Source organism: Type-C symbiont of Plautia stali (genome assembly GCF_059730935.1).
The window spans coordinates 3,984,199-4,009,405 of the sequence record NZ_AP035923.1 but is presented as its reverse complement, the minus strand read 5'-3'; the positions used below and the strand labels follow the sequence as shown (position 1 = coordinate 4,009,405).

Below are 25,207 nucleotides of genomic sequence, written 5' to 3'. Positions count from 1 at the left end.
TTTGTGCGTGAATAGACTATGATGATTATTTTGTTGCGAAGGAAATATATATTATTTATTGCTAAGGCTTTTTTCATGAGCACCTTTTCTCATCAGGCTCATGCTGGTCTTGATTATGCCTGCTGGACTGACCCCTTAGCGGTAATGGTGTTGACATCAGGCCGTTTGGCTAGCTACACGCCTCCTAAAGAAGGAGCGAGTGGCAGGATATTCTTTGATGAATCATTAGGGTATTTTTCTGGCATATGTAACAACCCTGGAAAATATGAATGGAATAGTGTGCGTATCGAGGCTGACCTTGGCGCCTATTTCATCCCATCAGTTAAAAATAGCGGATATTACAGGCTCACCGATGAAGTAGACGTGAAGGTGCAAGTATATGCGCCAGACTGGTATCCTTATCCAGTGCGCTTCGAAGATGGTAGATATAAAGGTCCTGGTCGTGGGGTAATAAAGCCAGGTTTAGGTAGGGTTCATGATGTTTTTTCAACTGCTGGATATAACCTGACTGATTTTATTATAACTAAAGATATTGTGGGTGGAGCAATTTTTGTTCCACCCAATGTAGAGATTGCCACCATTTATACTATTGGATATGTAACGCGGCCTTATCCTCCGAGACCCGAAAAACCCTTGCTAAAAATCGTTATCGGACCTCACGGCATTATCATCCCGGTACCCATTGTCTGCGATATCAATAACGGCACGGATATTAACGTTGAATTTGACCGCATCGCCGTGAGCTCCGTTTCTGAATCAGTGTCCAATACTGCCAACTACAAAGATGTGCCGTTAGAAGTTAAATGCAGTTCTGCATTAAATCAGGAAGTTAATTTACGCCTGGTCGCCGGAACCACCTCTTTCTCGGATGAACTCATCGCCACCAACTATCCTGATCTGGGGATTGCGGTTAAACATAAAGGACAATTGCTCAAACCGATGGGCACTTCTGCTGTCCGGTTAATCAACGGCATGGCGTCAGAAGTTATCACCGTGTTCCCGGTGAAAAAGAAAGGACAACCGCTGAGCGGTGGTGAATTCAATGCTTCAGCAACATTGCTGATCAGCCTGCCATGATGATGCTTTAATCCGCGTTATTGATATTAATGTTAATTAATCTTTTTATCATGGTTAAAGTTAAACACTTATCAGAGGGAGATCGGCTTAATCTGAAGCGGCACAGGTTAACGGTGCTTGAAAATATTTTTCATCATCACAGCTGTGTGAATCACCATGATTCACGGGGGTTTTCACACCATTCACAGCTTTTTGGCCGTACATTTTCTGTAGCCAAAGTCTATCAACCATTATTCAACGAGACAGTTTTTGGCCTGTTTCGGCAATTGGGTTTGCTATGCTCTTTCTCTGTTTTATGTCGTGGTATCTGTCCGGACGAGACCCGCGCGTCACGCCGCCTTTGCTGATGCAGCAATTTCTGCAACGGCGGCGTCGGGGACAGTGCGGTGAGAAAGTCGCTTCTTTCCCTTTCGCTTCGCTGGCCTGCCTTATCTGTTTTCTCCCCACGCTGATTTATCTGCCCAACAGTGGTGGCAATGGCTTTGATCTGCCGCTGAATTTGCTCACTGCAGGCTGCCTCGCGCTGCTGGCGGCCACGCTGTTGTTGAAGAACTGGCGCCAGCCGCGCGATTTAATTGATGACAACGTCATGACGCATGCGCTGTTGCTGATGCTGTTTTGCTTTGCGCTGGCGGTGATCCTGCAGGAGAACGATAACGGACTGCTGACCGGCGTTATCCGACTACTGGGGCTCAGTGCCATACTCATTCTGTGGCTGCTGCTGGGCCTGATGCCGCAGCTCTGGCAGCAGCGTCAGCAAATCATTGCCGGCATCGTATTGCTCAGCACCTTGCAGGCGCTGCTGGCGATTGCGCAAACCTGTTTTCCGGCCCAGCTGCAAACGCTGATGGAGTTTCGTTATCACGCCGGCCAGATTCGCCCTTACGGTATTTTTCAGCAGTTCAATTTGCTGGCCAGCTTTCTGGCGACCGGTCTGGCGGCAACGGTCTGGCTCTGTCTGCAATCTGACACCAGGCACCGCTTCTTGCTGCTGCCGGCAGTGCTGATCAACAGCCTGGCGCTGCTTCTGACGCAGTCGCGTACCGGTGCGTTTGGTTTTGCGCTGGCGCTGCTGGTGATGCTGCTGGTGTGCGATCGTCGCCAGCGCGCGGTAATCATCAGGATTGTCATGGTGATGGCGCTGGCCGTGCTGTGCGCCCTGCTGCTGCGCAATGAATTCGCGCCTGGCATGCGTGAATTTGCGGCGTCCGACCTGGCGCGCCAGCAGCTGCTGGAATACACGCTGCGGATGATCATGGAAAAACCGTTCAGCGGCTGGGGCTTTGGTCAGTTTGAGTATCATTTTTCGCGGATACGCATGGTGGACGCGATCCACCTGAAAGATTTCAACGCCACCCATCCCCATAACGAGTGGCTGTATAGCTGGGTGGAGGGCGGTGTTTTGCCGATGGTAGGCTTCACCGCCGTGTTGCTGGCCTGGCTGACGCCGCTGTGGCGCTGGCGCAGTCAGCCGCAGCGCCTGATGCTGTGGAGTCTGACGCTGCCCGTCATGCTGCACACCATGGTCGAATTTCCGCTCTATCAATCGCTGCCGCATCTGTGGCTGCTGATGCTGCTTACCCATCTGGCGTTACGTCAGCCCGAAGATCGGTCAATGATTGAACCTGCGACGCCGGGGCTGCCGTCGCGTATGCTGCGCCTGAACATGGCCGGCGGCGCGATTGCGCTGATGCTGTTTTTCTTCAGCGGCCTGCAGACCAACGCGCTGCTCACCCAGGCGGAGCGCGGTCAGTTCCTCTCCTATCCTTCACGCGATCAGCTGTGGAATCCGTGGATTCAGGGCGAGCGCTATGAATTCGGCGAAATGGTGCATTGCCTGATGCGCTACAACCAGACGCGGGATGAGCGCCTGCTGGCGCGCTTTGTGCAGCAGTCGTCGCTGTGGCTGGAGCGCCATAACGACCTCAACGTATTCCGGAATGCGGTGATGATTGAGTGGCATCTGCGTCACTATCAGCGCTCGCGCAGGCTGCTGCGTCAGGCGCTGACCCTCTATCCAGCAGATGAAAGTCTGCTGCAGCTGAAAGCAAAAATGATGACGGAATGGTCATCGGCGGCCTATGCTGTGACAGATGAGACAGGCAACTTCTGAGGCTAAGATGTTGAATAAATGGATGAGGCCGCTGGGCTTCGCCATGATGTTAAGCGGATGTCAGACTTCTCCGCCCACCCCGCAGGTTATTCCGCCGCACACCGCGCCCGTGGCCGTGTGCGGGGCCGGCGAGATGATGATGCAAACCACGCTGTGGTTTGACCTGCCGTCCTCCGCTGGCGCAGCGGGCTGGTCGCAGTTTGCTGAACGCGACATCACGCCGCACTTTCCCTCGCCGCTGACGATTTACGATGGCCGCGGCCCGCAGGGCAATCGCAAGGTACTGGTACTGCTTCATCCGGCGGATCGGGCCAGCTCCGAAAGCATTAACGCGCTGCGCGACAAGTTTAAACATCGTTTTGCGACACAACCGGTGACGCGTATCGACTCGCTGGTGTGCGCGGCGCTGTAACACGCGCTGGCTGCACGCGGGCAGGACAGCCGCCTGTGAAGTCCGTATAATGCGCAGCCAAACCCAAGCAAGCCGGAGAGAAACCATGCGTCCAGCAGGCCGTAGCACTTCTGAAGTGCGTCCCGTCACCCTCACTCGTCACTTTACCAAACATGCGGAAGGCTCGGTTCTTGTCGAGTTCGGCGAAACCAAAGTCCTGTGCACCGCGACCGTTGAAGAGGGCGTGCCGCGTTTTCTCAAAGGCAAAGGTCAGGGCTGGGTAACCGCTGAATATGGCATGCTGCCGCGTTCGACGCACAGCCGTATGGCGCGTGAAGCCGCCAAAGGCAAGCAGGGCGGACGTACGCTGGAAATCCAGCGCCTTATCGCCCGCTCGCTGCGTGCGGCGGTTGATCTGCAGGCGCTGGGTGAATTCACCATCACGCTGGACTGCGACGTAATTCAGGCCGACGGCGGCACGCGCACCGCGGCAATCACCGGTGCCTGCGTGGCGCTGACGGATGCGCTGAACGCGCTGGTGGCAGCCGGTAAACTGAAAGCCAGCCCGCTGAAAGGTATGGTAGCGGCGATCTCGGTCGGCATCGTAGCCGGTGAAGCGGTGTGTGATTTAGAGTATGTCGAAGACTCCGCCGCTGAAACGGATATGAATGTGGTGATGACCGAAGATGGCCGCATGATTGAGGTGCAGGGCACCGCAGAAGGCGAGCCGTTCAGCCATGACGAATTGTTGCAGCTGCTGGCGCTGGCGCGCGGCGGCATTGAGCAGCTGATTCAGGCGCAGAAAGCGGCGTTAATTGATTGATGTAACAGGCGACCACAGAGTCGCCTTTTCTTTATTTGAGGAGTGAGAAATGAAAGCCTGGCAGCGTCAGTTTATTGAGTTCGCCCTGAACAAAGGGGTGCTGAAGTTTGGTGAGTTCACCCTGAAGTCTGGCCGTAAAAGTCCCTATTTCTTTAATGCCGGTCTGTTCAATACCGGGCGCGATTTAGCGCTGCTGGGCCGTTTCTATGCGCAGGCGCTGGTGGATGGCGGCGTCGATTTCGACCTGCTGTTTGGCCCGGCCTACAAAGGCATTCCGATTGCGACCACTACCGCCGTGGCGCTGGCCGATCATCATGACCGCGATGTGCCGTACTGTTTTAACCGTAAAGAGGCCAAAGATCACGGCGAAGGCGGTTTACTGGTGGGCAGCCCGCTGCAGGGCAAAGTGATGCTGGTCGATGATGTGATCACCGCCGGCACGGCAATTCGTGAATCGATGGACATCATCAACGCCCACAACGCCACGCTGGCCGGTGTGCTGATTTCGCTCGACCGCCAGGAGCGTGGCCGTGGCGAGATTTCCGCGATTCAGGAAGTGGAGCGCGATTATCAGTGCAAGGTCACCGCGATCATCACGCTGAGCGAGCTGATTGATTACCTGGCGGAGAAGCCAGAGATGGCCGACCATCTGGCGAAGGTGAAGGCGTATCGCAAAGAGTACGGTATTTAAGATTTGCCGCGGTCGCCATGAATGGCGCCCCACAGTCGCAGGATGCCAGGGCGTAGGGTGCGCATTGATGCGCACCAGGTGGCGAAGGACGGGGCGTATCGCAAAGAGCACGGTATTTAAGGTTTGCGGCGGTCGCCATGAATGGCGACCCTACAGTAGCAGGATGTTTGAGCGTAGGGTGCGCATTGATGCGCACCTGGTGGCGAGGGTGAAGGCGTATCGCAAAGAGTACAGTATTTAAGGTTTGCTGCGGTCGCCATGAATGGCGCCCCTACAGTTGCAGGATGTTTGGGCGTAGGGTGCGCATTGATGCGCACCTGGTGGCGAAGGTTGGGGCGTATCGCAAAGAGTACGGTATTTAAGGTTTGCCGCGCTAGTCAGCGCCGCACGATAGCGTAGCGGCGCAATTTATTGCGCGATGGATCGCGCCGCTACAAATCCGCTGTGCGTATTAAACCAGCTGCGCGGCAATCAGCGGCCAGCGGCTGTCGAAATCGGCGGTCGGACGATAACGGAACTCCGAGCGCACATAGCGTGACAGCAAACCTTCGCAGAACGCCAGCAGCTGGCTGGCGAGCAGCGTCTCATCGGTCTGGAAACCTTCGCCGTCGCGCATCTTCTTCTCTTTCATCACCTGGCGCAGCTGAACTTCGATACGCTCAAACAGCTGATTAATGCGCCCCTGCAGACGATCCTGTTCAAACATCAGCGCGTGGCCGGTCAGGATGCGCGTCAGCCCTGGATTACGCTCACCAAATCCCAGCAGCAATTGCACAATCAGGCGCAGGCGCGCCATCGTCTCTTTTTCATCTTTCAGGATCAGATTGATGCGGGTAATCAGACTGTCTTCAATAAACTCAATCAGGCTATCAAACATGCGCGTTTTGCTGGGAAAGTGGCGATATAACGCCGCTTCCGAAACGCCGACATTGGCGGCCAGCTTGGCGGTGGTGATACGCTGACTGCCATCGCCCGACTCCAGCATTTGCGCCAGCGCCTGCAAAATCTCTTCGCGACGATTCCGTTTCGCGACTTTTTTTTCTGCCATGACCTTCAACACCCCTGAAATTCACCAAAAACAGGCAATACTGCCTTATCTGCCACAGATAAAGCGGCCTGTGGCGACAAGAAATAAAAAGATGGCTATGCGAAAAGTGAGCGTATTACTGACGGCCAGAGTGACCGAAACCGCCTGCGCCGCGATCGCTGGCGTCAAAATCTTCCACCAGGTTAAATTCGGCCTGCACCACCGGTACAAACACCAGCTGAGCCAGGCGATCGCCAGGCTGCAGCGTGAAGCTATCCTGGCCACGGTTCCACACTGAAACCATCAGCTGGCCCTGATAGTCGGAGTCAATCAGCCCCACCAGGTTACCCAGTACGATGCCGTGTTTGTGACCGAGACCGGAGCGCGGCAGGATGACGGCGGCCAGTGACGGATCGGCAATGTGAATCGCCAGGCCGGTCGGCACCAGCGTGGTCATGCCCGGTGCGATTTCCAGTGCGTCATCAAGGCAGGCGCGCAGATCGAGACCCGCGGAGCCAGAGGTCGCATAGGTGGGTAGTGGAAATTCCTTGCCTACGCGCGCATCAAGTATTTTTACGTCGATTTTTTTCATCATAACGGCTGACAATCTCGTCTATTAATTGTTGGCCAAGGAGCGTCTTATCACTGAGCGGTAAGACTTTCTCTCCCTCCTGCCAAAAAAGGTGAAGAGCATTGGTGTCGCTATTGAAGCCCTGCCCGGCCTGCGCCACATCATTGGCGCAAATCAGGTCCAGGTTTTTCCGCACCCGTTTTTGCCGCGCGTATTCTTCCACATTCTGGGTTTCGGCAGCAAATCCCACCACGAAAGGGCGCTGCACTTTGAGCGCCGCGACGCCTGCGACAATATCCGGGTTCTTCACCAGCTGCAGCGTGACGTTATCATCGCCACCCTGTTTTTTAATTTTCTCTGCGGCAATGTTTGCCGCCCGGTAGTCTGCCACGGCTGCGCTGGCAATGAAAATATCTTGTTGGCTGATTTGCGCCATCACCGCCGCTTCCATCTCCAGTGCGCTGTTGACATCAATGCGCGTCACGCCGGCGGGCGTGGCTAAGTTCACCGGACCGGAAATCAGCGTCACGTTTGCGCCGCGCTTTGCCGCCGCCGCCGCAACCGCATAGCCCATCTTGCCGGAGCTGTGATTACTGATATAGCGCACCGGATCCAGCGCTTCACGCGTCGGACCGGCGGTGATCATAATGTTGAGATGTTGCAGATCGTTGACGGGCGCGGCCCACTCCAGCGCATGCGCAACGATGGCCAGCGGGTCCAGCATACGGCCCGGGCCGATATCACCGCACGCCTGGCTACCGCTGTCCGGTCCCCAGACCAGCACGCCGCGCTGCGCCAGACGCTGCAGATTCTCCTGCGTGACTGCCGCGCGGTACATCTGCTGGTTCATGGCTGGCACGATGGCGACCGGTGCCGCGCTGGCCAGGCAGGCGGTGGTGACCAGGTCGTTTGCCATGCCAGCGGTAATACGTGCAATCAAATCGGCGGTTGCGGGCGCAAGCACAATCAAATCGGCCCATTTTGCCAGTTCGATATGGCCCATTGCCGCTTCGGCCGCCGGGTCGAGCAGGTCATCAAACACCGGATAGCCGGAAACCGCCTGCAGGCTGAGCGGCGTAATAAAGGCTTTGGCCGCATCGGTCATCATCACGCGGACATCCGCGCCGCGATCGCGCAGACGGCGCACCAGTTCCGGTGCTTTATAGGCCGCGATGCCGCCACTGACGCCCAGCAGAATTTTTTTTCCGGCTAATCCCATCATGTTGTTTGCCTCACTTCAACGCAGAGTGCCGCGCCTGGCGCGACAGATGCAGGCAACTTTATCACAAAATCGGCAACCCGCCTTTTCACTGCCTGCGCCCTTTGCGAGCCGGCTCTGGAATTTGTCACGCGCCGCTGGTGGCCTGCAATGCACCGGCGCAGAATGGCGGCATTGCAGGGAGGGCGGAACGATGACGGAACTGGCACCACGGGAAAAACTGACGCTGCTGGGCGCCGAGGCGCTAAGCGATGCCGAACTGCTGGCGATCTTTTTACGTACCGGCACGCGCGGCAACAGCGTGATGGGGCTGGCGCGGCTGATGCTGAATGAATTCGGTTCGCTGTATCGCATCATGACCGCCAGTAAAGAAGAGCTGGGGCAGATAAAGGGCGTCGGCAGCGCCAAAATGACGCAACTGCATGCCATTGCGGAACTGGGACGGCGCTTTTTTGCCAGCCAGCTGGCGCGCGAAAATGTGATGGAGAATCCGCAGGTCACGCGCCACTACCTGCAAAGCGTGCTGGCACATCAGGAGCGTGAAATCTTTATGGCGCTGTTTCTGGATAACCAGCACCGCGTTCTGCAGGCGCAGAAGATGTTTTCCGGCTCCATTGCCAGCGTGGAAGTGCATCCGCGTGAAATCGTGCGTGAGGCGCTAAAGCTCAACGCGGCGGCGGTGATACTGGCGCATAATCATCCGTCCGGCATGGCGGAACCGAGCCGTGCCGATCGCGAGATTACCAGCAAGGTGGCGCAGGCCTGCGCGCTGCTGAATATCCGCTTATTAGATCATCTGGTGATTGGTCACGGCGAGTTTACCTCTTTCGCCGAGCGCGGCTGGCTGTAATTCGCGGCGTCAACTGGGCAGAAATCCGGCGTTTTTGCGCGATCCGGAGGGATCTTTATCTGTTCGGGACTTGAGCACTTCGGCTTAGCGGCGTATACTACGCCACCTTTGAGAATCTCGGGTTTGGCGTTTGGGCCAGCTTAGCGGGTTCACATGGAACTCGCCTGGGCGGGCTAAGGCCTGACGAGGCGGCCAAAACCTAGTTTTTAAAGCTCGAGCTGATTTGATTTTTGGAGAATAGAAATGTCACGAGTCTGCCAGGTAACTGGAAAGCGTCCGGTGACCGGTAACAACCGTTCCCACGCAATGAACGCGACGAAACGCCGTTTCCTGCCGAACCTGCACTCTCACCGTTTCTGGGTTGAGAGCGAGAAGCGCTTCGTTACTCTGCGTGTATCTGCTAAAGGTATGCGTGTTATTGATAAAAAGGGCATCGATACGGTTCTGGCCGAAATCCGCGCCCGTGGTGAGAAGTACTAAGGAACTGAATCATGGCTAAAGGTATTCGTGAGAAGATCAAGCTGGTTTCCTCTGCTGGTACAGGTCACTTCTATACCACCACGAAGAACAAACGTACTAAACCTGAGAAACTGGAACTGAAAAAGTTCGATCCGGTTGTACGTCAGCACGTGATCTACAAAGAAGCCAAAATTAAGTAATTTTGGTGTTCTTGCGAAAAACCCGGCTCCGGCCGGGTTTTTTGTTTCTGCGCTACGTTGAGGAGATGAGATGCCTGAATTACCTGAGGTAGAAACCAGCCGACGCGGTATAGAACCTCACCTGGTGGGAGAAACCATTCTGCATGCCATTGTGCGCAATCCGCGTCTGCGCTGGCCGGTTTCCCATGAAATCCACGCGCTGAGCGACCAGCCGGTGCTCAGCGTACAGCGCCGCGCCAAGTATCTGCTGCTGGAGCTGCCGCACGGCTGGATCATCATTCATCTTGGCATGTCCGGCAGCCTGCGCGTCCTGCCCGGCGAACTGCCGGCTGCGAAGCACGACCACGTCGATTTGGTGATGAGCAATGGCAAAGTGCTGCGCTATACCGATCCGCGGCGTTTTGGCGCCTGGCTGTGGACTACCGATCCGGAAGGCAGCAGCGTGCTGGCGCACCTCGGTCCGGAACCGCTGAGCGATGCCTTCAGCGGCGGGTATCTGTATGAAAAGTCGCGCGGCAAACGCACGGTGATCAAGCAGTGGCTGATGGATAACAAAGTGGTGGTGGGCGTGGGGAACATCTATGCCAGCGAATCGCTGTTTACCGCCGGGATCTTACCCGATCGTCCGGCGATGAGCCTGAGTGAAGCGGAAGCGGAACTGCTGGCGAACACCATCAAAGCCGTACTGCTGCGTTCGATTGAGCAGGGCGGCACTACGCTGCGTGATTTCCTGCAGACCGACGGTAAGCCAGGCTATTTTGCGCAGCAGCTGCAGGTGTATGGCCGCACCGGCGAGCCTTGTCGCGCCTGCGGTACGCCGATCCTCAGCGGTAAACACGGTCAGCGCAGCACCTTCTGGTGTCCACGCTGCCAGCACTGATTACGGCTGCGCCAGCTTCGCCAGCAGCGCCTGATGCACCACGGCAGGCAGAAATGCCTGCACGTCACCCTGATGACGCGCCACTTCCTTGACCAGCGACGACGAGACAAATGAGAAGCCTTCGGAGGGCATCAGAAACACGCTCTCCAGCGTGGGCAGCAGATGACGATTCATGTGCGCCAGCTGCAGTTCATACTCAAAGTCCGATACCGCACGCAGACCGCGCACCAGCACGTTCGCGTTCTGCGCCTGGGCAAAATTCGCCATCAAATCGCTAAAGCCAACCACCTCAACATTTGGCAGATGGGCCGTAACCTGGCGCGCCAGATCGACACGTTCATCAAGGCTAAACAGCGGCTTCTTACTCGGGCTGGCGGCGATTGCCAGCACGATGCGATCAAACATCTGCGCTGCGCGCGTGACGATATCCAGATGGCCCAGCGTCATCGGGTCAAACGTGCCGGGATAAATCGCTTTAGTGCTCATACGCGGCCCTGTGTTGAGGTGTGATGCAGCGCCCAGAGCGCCGAGTATTTATTAAAGGTGTATTGTGCGTTGACCACCGCCAGAATCCAGCCCTGTTTACCATCGAGAAAACCGGCGCGCAGCAGCAGCGTCTTAATAAACGCGCCTGCGGTGTGGCTGAAAACAGAGAGAATACTGCAGCGCTTGCCGCGCTGAAAGCGCTCCTGCGCCCAGGCTTCGGCATAGTTCATCTGCTTGCGCTGGAAGGCGATCAGGTCGCGGCAGGTCAGGTGTTGCAAATCACCCGGCAGCGCCACCACCGGCGTGCCCTGCGTCTCCAGCGATTCGTGCACCAGATTGTCGTTATAGCGCAGATGGCGCGGATAGAGGCGCAGCACGCGGTCGGGATACCAGCCGCTGTGGCGCATAAAGCGGCCGAGAAACAGATTACTGCGCCCGAGGCTGTAAACCTTATCGCTGGGTGGCTGTGTCAGCACCTGCTCAATGGCGCGGCGCAGTTCTGGCGTAACCCGTTCATCAGCATCCAGCATCAGAATCATATCGCCGCTGGCAAAGGCCTGGGCGCGCTGACGCTGCTTACCAAAGCCGGCCCAGCCGTCTGCGTGATAGACCTGCGCACCGTGCGCGCGTGCCACCTCGATGGTCGCATCGCTGCTGCCCGAATCCAGCAGAATGATTTCATCTGCCCAGCTGACGGAAGCCAGCGCCTCCGGAAGGAGTTCAGCTTCGTTTTTGGCGATCATCACCACGGAAAGACGTTGGCGTTGCGACATGCGTTAATGAGCTCGTGGAGGCAGATGCGGTTCGAGTAACTGTAGCAGACGCTGCAGTGCGCCCTGATTCTGGTGCAGCACGTCTACCGCGTGGCGGCCGTAGTAGCGGCGATAATCGTCATCCTGCAGCAGGTTCGCCACTTCTTTTTCCAGCGACACCACATCAGTAACGGTAATCAGCCCTTCCGCCTGTTGCAGACGGGCGCAGATATCTTTGAAGTTCCAGATGTGCGGGCCCATCAGCACCGGAATGGCATGTGCAGCGGGCTCGAGCGGATTGTGGCCGCCGCGCTCCACCAGGCTGCCGCCAACAAAGGCCAGATCGGCGATGCCGTACAGCAGCATCAGTTCGCCCATGGTATCGCCAATCACCACCTGCGTGGCGCTGGAGGGGATCTCGCCGCTGCTGCGCAGGGTAAAGCTGAAGCCGCGTTTTTGCGTCAGGTTGCAGGCATCTTTAAAGCGTTCGGGATGGCGCGGCACCAGAATTAGCAGCAGATCCGGGAACTGTTGCAGCAGGCGGCGATGGGCGTCGAGCACGATGGCCTCTTCGCCTTCGTGCGTGCTGGTGGCGATCCACACCGGCCGGCGCGATGCCCACTGGCGGCGCAGTGTCACCGCGCGTGCCGCCAGCTCCGGCGTAACGGAGATATCAAACTTAAGACTGCCGGTCACGGCCAGGTGCGAGCGCTTCAGGCCAAGGCTGAGGAAACGATCGCCGTCCTCAACGTTCTGCGCGGCGATCAGCGTAATGCGCTGCAGCAGGTCACGCATGAAACCGCCGAGCTTTTTATAACCTCTGGCGGAGCGTTCAGACAGGCGCGCATTGGCAATCACCAGCGGAATCTGGCGCTGATGCAGAATGCGAATGATGTTCGGCCACAGCTCGGTTTCCATGATAATCACCAGCCGCGGGTCGACGGTATCGAGGAAACGGTTGATTGAACCGGGCAAATCGTACGGCAGATAGACGTGGTGCACGTCTTTGCCAAACGCCGACTGGGCGCGCTCGGAGCCGGTGGGCGTCATGGTGGTCACGGTAATGGGCAGCGTCGGATAGCGATGACGCAACGCGCGCACCAGCGGTACGGCGGCGAGCGTTTCACCGACCGAAACCGAGTGCAGCACAATGCCGTGCGGCGCCACTTTACCGCTGCAGTAGCCGTAGCGCTCCGCCCAGCGTTTGCGATAGGCCGGTGCTTTTCGACCGCGCAGCCACAGGCGCAGCCAGATCAGTGGCTGAATCAGATAAAGCAGGGCTGTATAGAGAGTCGTCATAGTTAAGGTTACGACCAGTTCGCGTCAAAAAACACAGGAAAGGCGGCATGTTAACAGAAACTGACCGCCTGCTCATACCACTTCGTCAACGGGTTTGCAGGACGTGCTGATAAAGCGAAGTCAGTGCCTGCGCCAGTCTCTGTGGACCATAAGGTTCAATTTTGCGACGTGCGGCTTCGCCCAGCGCCGGATTGAGCGAAAGTGCGGGCGTTGCGATTACCGCTTCGTTTAACGCTTTGATATCCAACGCATCGCAGACAAAACCCTGTTCACCGTTGGTGATAAATTCTGCGCCGCCGCAGCCGGTGCTGGTAATGATTGCCAGCCCGCAGGCCATCGCCTCCAGCACCACATTGGGGAACGGATCGTACAGGGTTGGCAACAGCAGCGCATCGGCGGCGTGATAAAACGGCTGAACGTCCTGCTGCACGCCCGCAAAGCGCAGGCGGTCAAGACAGTTAAGCTGGTTCGCCAGCTGCTGATAGCGCGCCAGCTGTTTGTCCTGGCCGACCACCACCAGGTAGCGATCGCTATTAGCGACCGCTTCGATAGCGGCCTTTAGCCCTTTGCGTTCGAAGCCGGAGCCGACGTAGATCATCACCGTGGCGTCCTGCGGCAGGTTGAGTCGCTGACGCGCGGCGTGACGCAGCGTATCGCTGGCAGGCTGAAAACGCTGGCTATCAATGGCGTTGTGAATCACGTGGATTTTGCTGGCATCCAGCGCGAAGTGGCGCAAAATATCCTGCTTCACCATGTGCGAATTACAGATCACCGCTTTCAGCGAGGGCGCGTTGAACATCTCCGCTTCCGCCTGCAGCACATAGCGATGGTACGGGCTCAGGCTGGCGCTCAGCCGCTGCCACGGCGAAACAATGCGCGCGCGCTGCTCCAGCCATACGCGATGCACACCGTCGCCGGCGCGGAAAATATCGCAGCCGGCGATGCGCTCGTGGCTCTGTACGATATCGAACTTTTCCCGCTCCCAGCAGGCGCGCGCCGCGCGGGCAAAGCCGCGTTCACGCGAGATGCGGCCGAACTTTGCCGGATTGCAGATGTGCAGGTGCCAGGCCGGGTTCGGCGTGCCCTGCCAGCTGCGGGTAATGATGTTGAGATCGAGCTGCTCGCCGTCCAGCGCTTCCAGCGCGCGTGAGATAAAGCGCTCGGCACCGCCGTCCGGCCGGTATTTCTGCCGGACAATCGCCAGCCGTAACTTAGTCATGCAAAAGGCTCCTGGCGGCGGCAAGCACATCCTCAACCGGGATGGCAGACAGATAGCGCTGCTCGGTATTGGTATTGATCGAATCCGGTGACGGCAGCGGCGCATAGTCGCCCGCCCAGATAACGCGGTTATTGTCGCCCCACGGGCGCCAGTGCTGCAGCTTGGTCGGGCCGAACAGCGCCAGGCACGGCGTCTGCAGCGCCGCGGCCATGTGCATCGGTGCGGAATCGACGCCAATAAACAGCTGTGCCGCGTCGATCAGCGCCGCCAGCTGCGGCAGCGAGAGCTGGCCCGCCAGCGACACCACGTTCGGCGTGCGGCACAGCGACTGGATATGGGCGATCATCGCCAGCTCTTTCTGATCGGGCGCGGCGGTCAGCACCACGCTGCGACCATCAGCGGCCAGTGCATCTATCAGCTGCGCCACCTTTTCATCTTCCCAGCACTTAAAAACCCAGCGCGAGGTGGGCTGCAGCACCACAAACGGGCCGGTAATCGACTGCTGAGCGAGGACGTCCTGCACTTTTTGCTGGTCGGCGGCGCTGAAATGCATGGAGGCTGTCGCCCCGGCGGTGGGAATGCCGAGCGGCTGCAGCGCCGTCATGTTTTGTTCCACGGTGTGCAGCTGATGGTGACGGTCGGTGGAAACCAGCTGGTTATGGCACCAGCGCCAGAACGCGTTGTCGCGCTTGCGGTAGGCAAAGCCAATGCGAACCGGCGCACCGGACAGGCCGGTAATAATGGCGCTGCGCCACTGGTCGGCCAGATTAATCACCACATCGTAATGGCAGGCGCGCACCGCCCGCACCAGCGCGAGCTCATGGCGAAACTTCTGCCAGCCGCCTTCCTTTTTCCAGTTGCGATCGATGATATGCAGCTGACGGATCGCCGGATGCGCTTCCAGCATCGGGCGCGTCTCTTTGTACAGCAGCACATCAATGTTGGCCTGCGGATAGCGCTGGCGCAGCGCATTGATGGCAGGCGTGGTCAGCAGCATATCGCCATGATGACGCAGCTTTATCAGCAAAATATTTTGCGGTGCAAAGTGGGCTGGAATCGGGCTTGCCATACTCAAATCATCTCAAAATTCAGTGAGCTGATTGTAGGGCAAACCCTGGAGGGGTTAAAGCCGCGGCGGGCGCTTATTTATTGCGCCAGCGATAAATGCGGCTCAGCCACAGCAGCAGCTGATACCACTGACGCGCGCCGCGCGCATTGCGCAGCATGCGTTTGTGCGTCTGGCTGCTAAACAGATCGGCGATCATTGCCTGGCGCGCTGCGGCGTCCGGTTCGCGCCGGATAGCGTGGCACACGCTAAGCGCTTCGCGGGTAATCTGCGCGTGGAAGCTCGGGTAAATCTTCACCTTGTGACGATAGCGCGTATTAATCTCTTCCAGCATGCGCGCGATTTTCAGGTAGTGACGCTGATAGTCGACGTTGTGCTGGCCGGTGCGCTTGCGGTTGCTGATCGACGCATCGTGCATGTAGTAGCGATACAGCACCCGATCGGTGTAGCGCACGCGCTGTACGTTGAGCATGAACTCAGTGGTCCACGGGATGTCCTGATGATGCAGACCGGGTTCAAACTGCAGATTAAGCTGTTCGATCAGCTCACGGCGGTAGATACCGAGCCACACGACGTGCAGGTAACGCCGGGTTTTCAGCGCCTTGTCGAGCCACTCCGGCCCGCTTAACACGCCGGTGCTGGTGAGGCGATCCCGCGGAATCATCGGCTTAATTGTCTGGCTGGCCTTGAAAAACCACTCGGCGTTGCACTGCGCAGCGTCCAGACGATCGCGCTCCGCCATGTCGACCAGCGTCTGGTACATCGCCGGGTCCATGGTGTCGTCGGCGTCGGGAAAGCTGACGTATTTACCCCGCGCCACAGCCAGTCCGGCATTGCGCGCACGCGACACGCCACCGTTCGGCTGATGAATCACCTGGATATGTGGGTACTGCTGCGCCAGCGCGTCGGCGCGCTCGCCGGAGCCGTCGGTGGAGCCATCGTCAACAATGATGATCTCCAGCGACGTCAGGGTTTGTGCCAGCAATGCATTGATACAGCCGGTAAAGTCAGCACCAGCGTTAAACATCGGGATAATGAGACTGAGTAGCGGGGATGAGCTATCGGGCTGCGCTGTCATGTTCTTCGTTGTTCCGTCGCGCCAGGCGCTGCTGCTGCCGGGTGCGGATAAAATCATGGATATCATTTAGCTTGCGTTCATCCAGCTCGAACAGCTGTTCAACCGGATGGGCAAATTTGTATTGCGCAGCGAACACAAACGAAGAGGGCGCGATGTGGTTCGGGCCAATTAAGAGCACGTCACCCAGCGGCCTTTGCTCCTCTACGCAGCAGGGACCATAAATTAAAATCACCGGTACCTGTTGCGCGTCGGCAATATACACATTGCCGGAATCCGAGGCGATATAGAAATCCATCTCGTTAATGGCGGCAGGCAGCGCCTCGAGCGGAATTTTACCTACCAGACTCACCAGATTGTTTCGCTGACCGGCAACTTTAAACAACTCCTGAACGCGTGATTGTTCATTCGGTGCGCCGAAAGCAAAAAAAGTGCAGGGGAGATCGCTCAGGTGGTCGAAAAGCCGACACCAGATTAACGGCGGAATGGTTTTGGCCTGATTCCCTGCCGTTACGCTAATACCAATGCGGATGCCCGGCGCCTGCGTAATTTCCGCGGGCAGCGTTTCCGGTTGCCACAGTGGCAGGGTGGCATGTTTGGGATAACTCTCTTTGGTAAAAGAGCGATCGGCCAGTTTCAGGTAATTTTCCAGCGTTAAGGTATTTTTCTCGTGATAAACCACGCCGCTGGCCGTTAAATAAAACAGGCCCTGATAGCCTTTGCGCCGATAGCTGGAAAGAAATTGTTTGTTGCTGGCATTGCAGCAGGCGGCAATAAATAAATTGAGATTGGTGGGATGCAGCAAATAAATATTGTCGTAGCGATTGAGCAACTGCCACACCAGTTTTATTTTTTTCATCAAACCGGAGCGGTGATCTTCGATATACCAGATGTGCTCCAGCGTGGCGTCACGTTCAGCCAGCGGGGCGACACTATAGCTCAGCAGGGCATCGCTTTTTCCCAGGTGGGATAATAACGGCGTGATATTAATATAGTCGCCAATTTTAGCGGTCTGTATCACCAGATTTTTACCGGTGCGGCCATGAACAAACTTCATCACCCATTTGACCGGCGAAAAAAGAATAAACAGTAGTACGTACGTCAAGTAGTCATCCCCATGATTCGGTCACACCGTCATGGGGGACCTGTTAACCTGAAACGTGCTGCGTGGTTGAAAATGACGTCTCCGCCACCTGAATAAGCTGCAGGTATTGCTGGCAAACAACGCTCAAACTATAAATGCTTAAGTCCAGATGTTGCAACCTGGGGGGAGTTGTCTAAATTTCTCGCATTTTTTCTGCCAGCGATGTTGCATTCATCTCTGCCAGACCGCGTGACAGTTCGCCGGTGAGGATCGAAACAGGACCGCCCGGACAGCGCGTACTGACCACCGGGGTGCCGCAGCTCAGGGCTTCGACCAGCACATTACCAAAACCTTCACTGTCGGAACTGACCACCAGCAGGCGCGCGTGCCGTATCCAGGGGTACGGATTGCGCTGAAAACCCTCGAAGCGCACGCGCTCCGCAATGCCTGAATTCTGCGCCTGCTCACGCAATTTTTGCGTTATTTTTTCGCTTCCCTGTCCCAGCAAAACCAGCGGCGCGGTGATGCCACTCAGGGCATAGGCTTCGAGCAGGCGGTCATGGCGTTTGGTTTCATGGAAGCGTCCCACGTGCACCAGGAAATCGGTGCCGGCCAACGGGCAGGGTTCAGCCGCCAGTCGGGCGAGGCTGTCAAAATCGAAAGGATTGGCGATCACTTTGGCCTGGCGGGGCTGTACGCCAATGTTTTGCACCATATCGTCGATGACGTACTGCGAAACCCCAACGATTTGGCGATCCTGATAAACGTGACGGATTTTCAGCCGCTTCAGCCACAGCGAGAAGCCGGTTTTACGTGCCAGATACGAAGCAGAAAACACGCCGTGCAGACAGAACCAGGTCTTGTCTCCATCGAGCGCCGGCGTTTGCCTGACAATGCGGTCAGTTTTATGCAGATGAGAGAGGATCAGATCAAATTTGCCGTGCCGCGCTTCACTGTCGCGCACCGCACGATCCAGCAGGCGCGCGCGGCGCCATGTTTCTGTCAGCTTGCGCCACGGGTGGTTACAGCGATCAAGAATCACCTGGTAATCCACGCCAGCCGGAATAGGGTAATCACATACCTTCCGCAATGAGAAGATCGAAACCTGGTGTCCCTGACTGAGGAAGCCCCCCGCCAGAGTCAGTACGACTTTTTCGGCGCCGCCGCCCGGCAGGCCATCAATCACCATTAAAATGCGTTTCGACAAAATTTTTTACCCCTACATGCCAGTCTGCTGTAAAGACTTAGCTGCTATCATTCCCGGTGCTATCAGGACTAAATATAAGAAAATTCAATTAATTATTTTTATGGCCAGGTAATTTTACACGAACGTGCGCTCGGTTAATTGATAAAATTCAGGCCAGTGAAGAGTTTAAATTATTCTAGTTTAACTAATCTTATACCGCTATCGACTTCCCCCTGAACCCGCATGGGAAAAGTTTGCGCCCGTCAGGAGCGTTGCGTACCATAGCGATTATAACACTGTAATTCACCGGATAAGTTATGGAAAAACCTGCCTTTTTAATTACCCTTGATACCGAAGGGGATAACCTGTGGCGCAATCGCAGCGGCAAGGTCACTACCCATAACGTCCGGTTTTTACCGCGCTTCCAGGCGCTGTGTGAGAAATACGCTTTTAAACCGACCTGGCTGACCAACTATGAGATGGCCAGTGACCCGGCTTATGTCGAGTTCGGGTGCGATCTGCTGGCGCGCGGTCAGGGCGAAATCGGTATGCATTTACATGCCTGGTACAGTCCACCTGAATATGCGCTGACCGACGATGAGTGGCGTTACCAACCTTATCTGATCGAATATCCGGAAAACGTCCTGCGCGATAAAGTCGCCTTTATGACCGATCTGCTGGAGAACGCTTTTCAGCGTAAAATGACCAGCCACCGCGCCGGCCGCTGGGCATTTAATGAAGTGTACGCCCGCGCCTTGATCGATCAGGGCTATCTGGTTGACTGCTCGGTTACGCCGCGCGTGAGCTGGCGTAATGCGCAGGGTGCACCGCAGGGACAGGGCGGAACGGATTACAGCCATTTCCCCGATCGCGCTTATTTCCTCGATGAACAGGATATTTCCAGGCCGGGCGGCAGCCCGCTGCTGGAACTGCCAATGAGCATTCAGTATCGCTATGGCACGTTCACCAATCAGCTCAAACAAGTGTGGAATGGCATCCGCGGCAGGCAGCGTGGACCTTCAGTGAACTGGCTGCGTCCGGTGGGGGGAAATCTGGCCCAGATGAAACAGGTGGCAGAAAAGACGCTCGCACAGGGCAACGACTATGTGGAGTTCATGCTGCATTCATCCGAGTTTATGCCAGATGGCAGCCCCACGTTTAAAACGGAGGCTGATATTGAACGCCTGTATGACGATCTGGAAGGCCTGTTCAGCTGGCTGGCGACCCGGACGCAGGGCATGACGCTCACGGAGTTTGCCCGGCTGAAGCAACAGCAGCGCTAAGCCGCCCAATCGCGTTACAGCGCGATCTCAGCCAGAATGGCCATCACGTCGTCAGGCTGAATGTCTGCCATGCTGCTGCTGCCCTGTGCGGGCCGTAACGCATGCTGATTCCTGCCGTAGCCACCAATCAGCCCCGGATCGGTCGGGCCGAACAGCGTGATGTTGGGGCGATCCAGCGCGGCGGTCAGATGGCTCAGACCGGTATCCACCGAGACCACTGCCCGGGCGCCCGCCAGCTGCTGCGCCACCTGCTCCAGCGTCAGCTTCGGCAACACCTCTGCATGATCAAACCCTGCTGCCAGCCGCTGCGCGCGCTGGTGCTCGTGTTCGGCGCCCCACGGCAGCCTGACGCGCAGGCCAGTGGGCTGAACCTGCGCGATGAGCTGGCGCCAGTGATCTTCCGGCCAGTGTTTGTTGTCGCGCGTTGTGGCGTGCAGAAACACCAGGTACGGTTGGCCATCCTGCGGTTGTGCCGCGAGAAAATGACCGGCAATGGCATAGTCGCCCTGCGTGGCCGGTTTTTCATAGCCCAGACTTTTCGCGAACAGTTCGCGCGTGCGTTCCACGGCGTGCTGCTGCTTACCAATCTCATGACGCTTGTCATACCACCAGCTGGCGAACGGTTCACGTGCGCTGCGGCTGTCCTGGCCATGTTTGATGCCTTTGGCCAGGCGCGTCACCAGCGCGGCGCTTTTAATCAGCCCCTGGGCATCAATCACCACGTCGTACTGACGTGACTGCAGCTCGCGTTTGAATTGCACGCGCTCTTCGCGCTGCTGGCTACCAAACCAGTGTTTGCGCCAGCGACGAATCGCCACCGGCAGGACTTTGTCAACGGCCGGATGCCAGCCGGGGATCTGCGCAAAATTCTCTTCCACCACCCAGTCGAAGCGAATGCCGGGAATCGCCTGCATCGCGTCGGTCAGCGCCGGCAACGTATGCAGCACATCACCCATCGACGAGGTTTTAACAATCAAAACGTGCATGGTTACTCCTGCACCGGATGCAGTAACTCGTTGAGTTTCTGATGCACGCGTGCCGGTTGAATATCAATCAGGCTCTGGTGATAGCCCTCTGCGGCATCGCCTTTGCGCACTTTGTGGTAGCCGGTAATCAGGCGAATGATGCGCGCCTGATGGGACAGTGGCGGCGTGAAGTCCGGGCTGCTCGGGCCATACAGCGCCACCAGCGGCCGGTTGAGCGCGGCGGCAATGTGCATCAGTCCGGAATCATTGCTGACGACCGCAGCACAGTGGGCGATCAGAATCACCGCCTGCTCCAGCTGCGTTTCGCCCGCCAGATTGCGGCAGTGCGCGCGTGCCGTGTCCGGCAGCGCCTGCAGGATCGCCTCGCCGGTTTCCCGATCTTTAGCCGAGCCGAACAGCAGCACCTGATAGCCTTCAGCAATCAGCTGTGCCGCCAGCGCGGCGTAGTGATAGTGTGGCCAGCGCTTCGCGGGACCAAACTCGGCACCGGGGCAGAAGCCGATGGCCGGGCGATCGGCCGACAGCGCAAACTGCGCCGCGGTCATGCGTTTTTCATCGTCGTCGACGCGCAGCTGCGGCCACAACAGCGGCTGAGGCAACTGTGCTGCCGCCGCAACCGGCTGGTCATAGCCCAGCGCCACATAGCGCTCCACCATTAAGGGAAACGCGGCTTTGTCCAGCACCCGCACGTCATTCAGCACGCCATAGCGCATTTCGCCGCGCCAGCCGATGCGGCGTTTGATGCCGGCAAAAAACGGCACCAGCGCCGATTTAAAAGAGTTTGGCAGCACATAGGCGCGATCGTAACCGCTGGCCCGCAGCGCTTTGCCCAGGCGACGGCGCTCACCCAGCGCCAGCGCACCGTGGCCAAGCGGCATCGCCAGCGCCTGATTCACTTCCGGCATGCGTGACAGCAGCGGCCGGCACCAGGCCGGCGCCATCACATCAATTACCGCCTCAGGGTGCGCCTGTTTCAGCGTGCGATAGAGACTTTGCGACATCATCATATCGCCGACCCAGGAGGGGCCAATAACCAGAATTTTCATCGCCGGTGCCGGTTTCCTTATGCGTGACGGTTCAGCCAGGCCATGTATTCGCCCACGCCCTGCGCAACGGTTTTAAACGGTTTGTCATAGCCCGCGGCGCGCAGTTTGCTGAGATCCGCCTGCGTAAAGGCCTGGTAGCGCCCTTTCAGTTTGTCCGGGAACGGGATGTATTCGATCTGGCCTTGCTGGTGGAACTTCAGCACCGCATCCGCCACTTCCTGGAAAGATTCGGCGCGGCCGGTACCACAGTTATAGATGCCGGATACGCCGTTTTCCCAGCACCACAGATTGACCGCCACCACATCATCGACGTGGATGAAGTCACGACGGAAGCTGTCGCTGCCCTCGAACAGCTTAGGATTTTCACCGTTGCTGATCTGCGTATTGAGGTGGAACGCGACGCTCGCCATGCTGCCTTTATGGCCTTCACGCGGCCCGTACACGTTGAAATAGCGGAAGCCGCACACTGGCGAATCCGCTTCCGGCAGAATCTGGCGGACATAGTGGTCGAACAGCATTTTTGAGTAGCCGTACACGTTGAGCGGCTGCTCGTACTGGCGCTCTTCAATGAAGTTCTCGTTACGCCCGCCGTAGGTGGCGGCCGATGAGGCATACAGGAACGGAATTTCACGTTCGAGGCAGAAGTGCAGCAGATCTTTTGAGTACTGATAGTTGTTATCCATCATGTACTTACCGTCCCACTCGGTGGTGGCTGAACAGGCACCTTCATGGAACACCGCTTCAATCGGACCCAGATCTTCACCCGACATGATGTAGGTGAGGAACTCCTCTTTATCCATGTAATCCGCGATGTCCAGATCCGCGAGGTTCACGAATTTGGTGCCATCTTTCAGATTATCCACCACCAGGATATCGGTATGACCGCGATCGTTGAGCGCTTTCACAATGTTGCTGCCAATCATGCCCGCGCCGCCGGTTACGATAATCATATGCTTTGCCTTTAAACAGTTGGGGTGAAACAGGAGGTTTCACGCACGAATACCTAACATCATAACATTTCAGCCCGATGCGGACAGCCAGATGACGCCGATCGCGCTGCACAAATCCTGCGCGCCGCGTGAACTATGCTGCAAAACGGAGATTTCCCTGGCTGAATTGTCGTCCATTCGCTTTTCGATCAGTAATATGTGCCAAAATTTTGCTATCTGAGGAGCAGAATCATGTCCGATCAGTTCTATTCACAAATCCGGCAACAGCTTGAGACAACGCGGCAGGACGGATTGTTCAAACAGGAGCGCACCCTGACCTCGGCGCAGCAGGCGGAAATCAACGTCGCCAATAGCCCGCCGGTGATCAACTTCTGCGCCAATAATTATCTCGGCCTTGCGAACCATCCGGCGCTGATTCAGGCCGCCAAAGACGGCATGGACACGCATGGTTTCGGCATGGCGTCGGTGCGTTTTATCTGCGGCACGCAGGACAGCCATCAGCTGCTGGAACGCCGGCTGGCGGAGTTCCTCGGCATGGAAGAGGCCATCCTGTTCTCCTCATGCTTCGACGCCAACGGCGGGCTGTTTGAGACCCTGCTGGGCGCGGAAGACGCGATTATCTCGGATGCGCTCAACCATGCGTCGATCATCGACGGCATCCGCCTGTGCAAAGCCCAGCGCTATCGTTACGCCAACAATGATATGGCTGAGCTGCGCGCGCGCCTGCAGGAGGCCCGTGACAAGGGGGCGCGCCACCTGCTGATTGCCACCGACGGCGTGTTCTCCATGGATGGCGTGATCGCTAACCTGCAGGGCATTTGCGACCTGGCCGATGAGTTTAATGCGCTGGTGATGGTGGATGACTCGCACGCGGTGGGCTTTGTCGGCGCAAGCGGACGCGGCACGCATGAATACTGCGGCGTGATGGATCGCGTGGATATTCTGACCGGCACGCTGGGTAAAGCGCTGGGCGGTGCGTCCGGCGGTTACGTGGCGGCAAAACGCGAGGTGGTTGAATGGCTGCGTCAGCGCTCGCGCCCTTATCTGTTCTCCAACTCGCTGGCACCGGCGATTGTGGCCGCGTCGCTGCGCGTGCTGGATCTGCTGAACGAAGGCGATGGGCTGCGGCAGCGGCTGTGGGAAAACGCCCGCTTCTTCCGGGAAAAAATGACCGCCGCGGGCTTTACGCTGGCCGGTGCCGATCACGCCATCATTCCGGTAATGCTGGGCGATGCCAAAGTGGCGCAGCAGTTTGCCAGTCTGCTCCAGCAGGAAGGCATCTACGTTACCGGCTTCTTCTATCCGGTGGTGCCGCAGGGCCAGGCGCGCATTCGCACGCAGATTTCTGCCGGCCACACTCAGGCGCAGCTGGAGCACGCGGTAGCGGCCTTCACGCGCATCGGACAACAGTTAGGGGTTATCACTGCAGGAGCCAACGGATGAAAGCACTGGCTAAACTGAAAGCGGAAGAGGGGATCTGGATGGTGCACGACGCGCCGGTGCCGGAGCCCGGTCATAACGATCTGCTGATTAAAATCCGCAAAACCGCCATCTGTGGCACCGATGTGCATATCTATAACTGGGACGACTGGTCGCGCAAAACCATTCCGGTGCCGATGATCACCGGCCACGAATACGTGGGTGAAGTGGTCGGCATCGGTCAGGAAGTGAAGGGTTTCGCCATTGGCGATCGCGTATCGGGCGAAGGTCACATCACCTGTGGCCACTGCCGCAACTGTCGCGCCGGCCGTACCCATTTATGCCGTAATACCGTGGGTGTCGGGGTTAATCGTCAGGGCTGCTTCGCTGAATATCTGGTGATCCCGGCGTTTAACGCATTCAAAATTCCCGACAATATTTCCGACGAGCTGGCGGCGATTTTCGATCCGTTCGGTAACGCGGTGCATACCGCGCTCTCGTTTGATCTGGTAGGTGAAGACGTGCTGATCTCCGGTGCCGGACCGATTGGCATTATGGCGGCAGCGGTGTGTAAGCACGTCGGCGCACGAAACGTGGTGATCACTGACATCAATGAGTACCGCCTCGGGCTGGCGCGTGAAATGGGCGTGACGCGTGCGGTCAACGTGGCGCAGCAGAATCTGCGCGAGGTGATGACGGAACTGGGCATGACCGAAGGCTTTGATGTCGGACTGGAGATGTCCGGCGCGCCGCCGGCGTTTCGTACCCTGCTGGAGACGATGAATCACGGCGGACGCATTGCGCTGCTGGGCATTCCGCCGGGTGAGATGTCGATTGACTGGAATCAGGTTATCTTCAAAGGGCTGTTTATCAAGGGGATTTACGGCCGTGAGATGTTTGAAACCTGGTACAAAATGGCCGCGCTGATTCAGTCCGGCCTCGATCTGACGCCGATCATCACGCATCGCTATCACATCGACGACTTCCAGCAGGGCTTCGACGAGATGCGTTCCGGGCGTTCAGGCAAAGTGGTGCTGAGCTGGGATTAAACGACA

At 57.4% G+C, this 25,207-nt stretch carries 25 protein-coding genes and 1 pseudogene; 12 read left to right on the top strand and 14 right to left on the bottom strand.

Annotation, left to right across the window (positions count from 1 at the left end):
• Positions 1–18: 18 nt before the first annotated feature.
• The 5 genes from AC6I7J_RS18855 to pyrE all read left to right on the top strand — a co-directional run bounded on the left by AC6I7J_RS18855 (position 19) and on the right by pyrE (position 5,095).
• Complete coding sequence (locus AC6I7J_RS18855; RefSeq protein ID WP_498006421.1) at positions 19–1,077, top strand: fimbrial protein; 1,059 nt, start codon at positions 19–21, stop codon at positions 1,075–1,077.
• 277 nt (positions 1,078–1,354) lie between these two features.
• Positions 1,355–3,190, top strand: coding sequence for a PglL family O-oligosaccharyltransferase (locus tag AC6I7J_RS18850; protein ID WP_498006419.1), 1,836 nt, complete (start codon positions 1,355–1,357; stop codon positions 3,188–3,190).
• Between the two features lie 7 nt (positions 3,191–3,197).
• Positions 3,198–3,602, top strand: a complete 405-nt coding sequence (locus AC6I7J_RS18845) for a DUF3574 domain-containing protein (RefSeq protein ID WP_498006417.1) — start codon at positions 3,198–3,200, stop codon at positions 3,600–3,602.
• A gap of 85 nt (positions 3,603–3,687) precedes the next feature.
• Positions 3,688–4,404: a ribonuclease PH gene (gene rph, locus AC6I7J_RS18840; RefSeq protein ID WP_498006415.1), complete on the top strand. Its 717-nt coding sequence runs from the start codon at positions 3,688–3,690 to the stop codon at positions 4,402–4,404.
• Between the two features lie 49 nt (positions 4,405–4,453).
• Positions 4,454–5,095 (top strand): orotate phosphoribosyltransferase, encoded by a 642-nt coding sequence (gene pyrE, locus AC6I7J_RS18835; protein WP_021507081.1) that lies wholly within the window; start codon positions 4,454–4,456, stop codon positions 5,093–5,095.
• 451 nt (positions 5,096–5,546) lie between these two features.
• Here pyrE and slmA read toward each other — a convergent pair whose 3' ends face one another.
• The 3 genes from slmA to coaBC form a co-directional block, all read right to left on the bottom strand.
• The gene (slmA, locus tag AC6I7J_RS18830) at positions 5,547–6,143 is read right to left on the bottom strand and encodes a nucleoid occlusion factor SlmA (RefSeq protein ID WP_021507079.1); all 597 of its coding nucleotides are present in this window, start codon (positions 6,141–6,143) and stop codon (positions 5,547–5,549) included.
• A 115-nt stretch (positions 6,144–6,258) separates the two neighbouring features.
• Positions 6,259–6,717, bottom strand: coding sequence for a dUTP diphosphatase (dut, locus tag AC6I7J_RS18825; protein ID WP_031279631.1), 459 nt, complete (start codon positions 6,715–6,717; stop codon positions 6,259–6,261).
• Positions 6,686–7,915, bottom strand: coding sequence for a bifunctional phosphopantothenoylcysteine decarboxylase/phosphopantothenate--cysteine ligase CoaBC (gene coaBC / locus AC6I7J_RS18820; protein WP_058759428.1), 1,230 nt, complete (start codon positions 7,913–7,915; stop codon positions 6,686–6,688). Before coaBC ends, dut begins: the two co-directional genes overlap by 32 nt.
• Positions 7,916–8,105: 190 nt before the next feature.
• On the opposite strand from coaBC, the gene radC reads away from it, so the two are divergent.
• From radC to mutM, 4 genes are all read left to right on the top strand, one after another.
• Complete coding sequence (radC, locus tag AC6I7J_RS18815; protein WP_021507076.1) at positions 8,106–8,762, top strand: RadC family protein; 657 nt, start codon at positions 8,106–8,108, stop codon at positions 8,760–8,762.
• A 243-nt stretch (positions 8,763–9,005) separates the two neighbouring features.
• On the top strand, positions 9,006–9,242 hold the full coding sequence (gene rpmB, locus AC6I7J_RS18810) for a 50S ribosomal protein L28 (RefSeq protein ID WP_010616494.1): 237 nt from the start codon (positions 9,006–9,008) through the stop codon (positions 9,240–9,242).
• An 11-nt stretch (positions 9,243–9,253) separates the two neighbouring features.
• The gene (gene rpmG / locus AC6I7J_RS18805) at positions 9,254–9,421 is read left to right on the top strand and encodes a 50S ribosomal protein L33 (protein WP_001051798.1); all 168 of its coding nucleotides are present in this window, start codon (positions 9,254–9,256) and stop codon (positions 9,419–9,421) included.
• 70 nt (positions 9,422–9,491) lie between these two features.
• Entirely contained in the window at positions 9,492–10,301 is an 810-nt protein-coding gene (mutM, locus tag AC6I7J_RS18800) for a bifunctional DNA-formamidopyrimidine glycosylase/DNA-(apurinic or apyrimidinic site) lyase (RefSeq protein ID WP_088516674.1), read from the top strand.
• Here mutM and coaD read toward each other — a convergent pair whose 3' ends face one another.
• From coaD to AC6I7J_RS18760, 8 genes and pseudogenes are all read right to left on the bottom strand, one after another.
• Complete coding sequence (gene coaD / locus AC6I7J_RS18795) at positions 10,302–10,787, bottom strand: pantetheine-phosphate adenylyltransferase (RefSeq protein ID WP_021507073.1); 486 nt, start codon at positions 10,785–10,787, stop codon at positions 10,302–10,304.
• Complete coding sequence (locus AC6I7J_RS18790) at positions 10,784–11,560, bottom strand: glycosyltransferase family 2 protein (RefSeq protein WP_058781675.1); 777 nt, start codon at positions 11,558–11,560, stop codon at positions 10,784–10,786. Before AC6I7J_RS18790 ends, coaD begins: the two co-directional genes overlap by 4 nt.
• 3 nt (positions 11,561–11,563) lie before the next feature.
• A complete protein-coding gene (waaA, locus tag AC6I7J_RS18785) occupies positions 11,564–12,838 on the bottom strand; it encodes a lipid IV(A) 3-deoxy-D-manno-octulosonic acid transferase (RefSeq protein WP_021507071.1) in 1,275 nt (424 codons plus the stop codon).
• Between the two features lie 85 nt (positions 12,839–12,923).
• Complete coding sequence (locus tag AC6I7J_RS18780; protein ID WP_215480752.1) at positions 12,924–14,057, bottom strand: glycosyltransferase family 4 protein; 1,134 nt, start codon at positions 14,055–14,057, stop codon at positions 12,924–12,926.
• Positions 14,050–15,126, bottom strand: a complete 1,077-nt coding sequence (gene rfaQ / locus AC6I7J_RS18775) for a putative lipopolysaccharide heptosyltransferase III (protein WP_498006411.1) — start codon at positions 15,124–15,126, stop codon at positions 14,050–14,052. Before rfaQ ends, AC6I7J_RS18780 begins: the two co-directional genes overlap by 8 nt.
• Positions 15,127–15,199: 73 nt before the next feature.
• Positions 15,200–16,201 carry a glycosyltransferase gene (locus AC6I7J_RS18770; protein ID WP_072208994.1) on the bottom strand — a complete coding sequence of 334 codons (1,002 nt, stop codon included), beginning with the start codon at positions 16,199–16,201 and terminating at the stop codon, positions 15,200–15,202.
• Complete coding sequence (locus tag AC6I7J_RS18765; RefSeq protein WP_058759423.1) at positions 16,182–17,303, bottom strand: glycosyltransferase family 9 protein; 1,122 nt, start codon at positions 17,301–17,303, stop codon at positions 16,182–16,184. Before AC6I7J_RS18765 ends, AC6I7J_RS18770 begins: the two co-directional genes overlap by 20 nt.
• Positions 17,304–17,346: 43 nt before the next feature.
• Positions 17,347–18,471 (bottom strand): annotated as a pseudogene (locus AC6I7J_RS18760) (glycosyltransferase).
• Between the two features lie 314 nt (positions 18,472–18,785).
• On the opposite strand from AC6I7J_RS18760, the gene AC6I7J_RS18755 reads away from it, so the two are divergent.
• Entirely contained in the window at positions 18,786–19,751 is a 966-nt protein-coding gene (locus AC6I7J_RS18755; protein ID WP_498006409.1) for a polysaccharide deacetylase family protein, read from the top strand.
• Positions 19,752–19,765: 14 nt separating this feature from the next.
• Here the strand turns inward: AC6I7J_RS18755 and rfaC are convergent, their stop codons facing one another.
• From rfaC to rfaD, 3 genes are read right to left on the bottom strand one after another with little or no spacing between them, the layout of a single operon-like run.
• Complete coding sequence (rfaC, locus tag AC6I7J_RS18750) at positions 19,766–20,737, bottom strand: lipopolysaccharide heptosyltransferase RfaC (RefSeq protein WP_498006407.1); 972 nt, start codon at positions 20,735–20,737, stop codon at positions 19,766–19,768.
• A gap of 2 nt (positions 20,738–20,739) precedes the next feature.
• Positions 20,740–21,783, bottom strand: a complete 1,044-nt coding sequence (rfaF, locus tag AC6I7J_RS18745) for an ADP-heptose--LPS heptosyltransferase RfaF (protein WP_498006405.1) — start codon at positions 21,781–21,783, stop codon at positions 20,740–20,742.
• 17 nt (positions 21,784–21,800) lie between these two features.
• Positions 21,801–22,733 carry an ADP-glyceromanno-heptose 6-epimerase gene (rfaD, locus tag AC6I7J_RS18740; protein WP_021507062.1) on the bottom strand — a complete coding sequence of 311 codons (933 nt, stop codon included), beginning with the start codon at positions 22,731–22,733 and terminating at the stop codon, positions 21,801–21,803.
• Positions 22,734–22,964: 231 nt separating this feature from the next.
• On the opposite strand from rfaD, the gene AC6I7J_RS18735 reads away from it, so the two are divergent.
• Both AC6I7J_RS18735 and tdh read left to right on the top strand, forming a co-directional pair.
• Positions 22,965–24,176, top strand: coding sequence for a glycine C-acetyltransferase (locus AC6I7J_RS18735; RefSeq protein ID WP_058771026.1), 1,212 nt, complete (start codon positions 22,965–22,967; stop codon positions 24,174–24,176).
• Entirely contained in the window at positions 24,173–25,201 is a 1,029-nt protein-coding gene (tdh, locus tag AC6I7J_RS18730; RefSeq protein WP_058759416.1) for an L-threonine 3-dehydrogenase, read from the top strand. Before AC6I7J_RS18735 ends, tdh begins: the two co-directional genes overlap by 4 nt.
• The last annotated feature ends 6 nt before the right edge of the window (positions 25,202–25,207 follow it).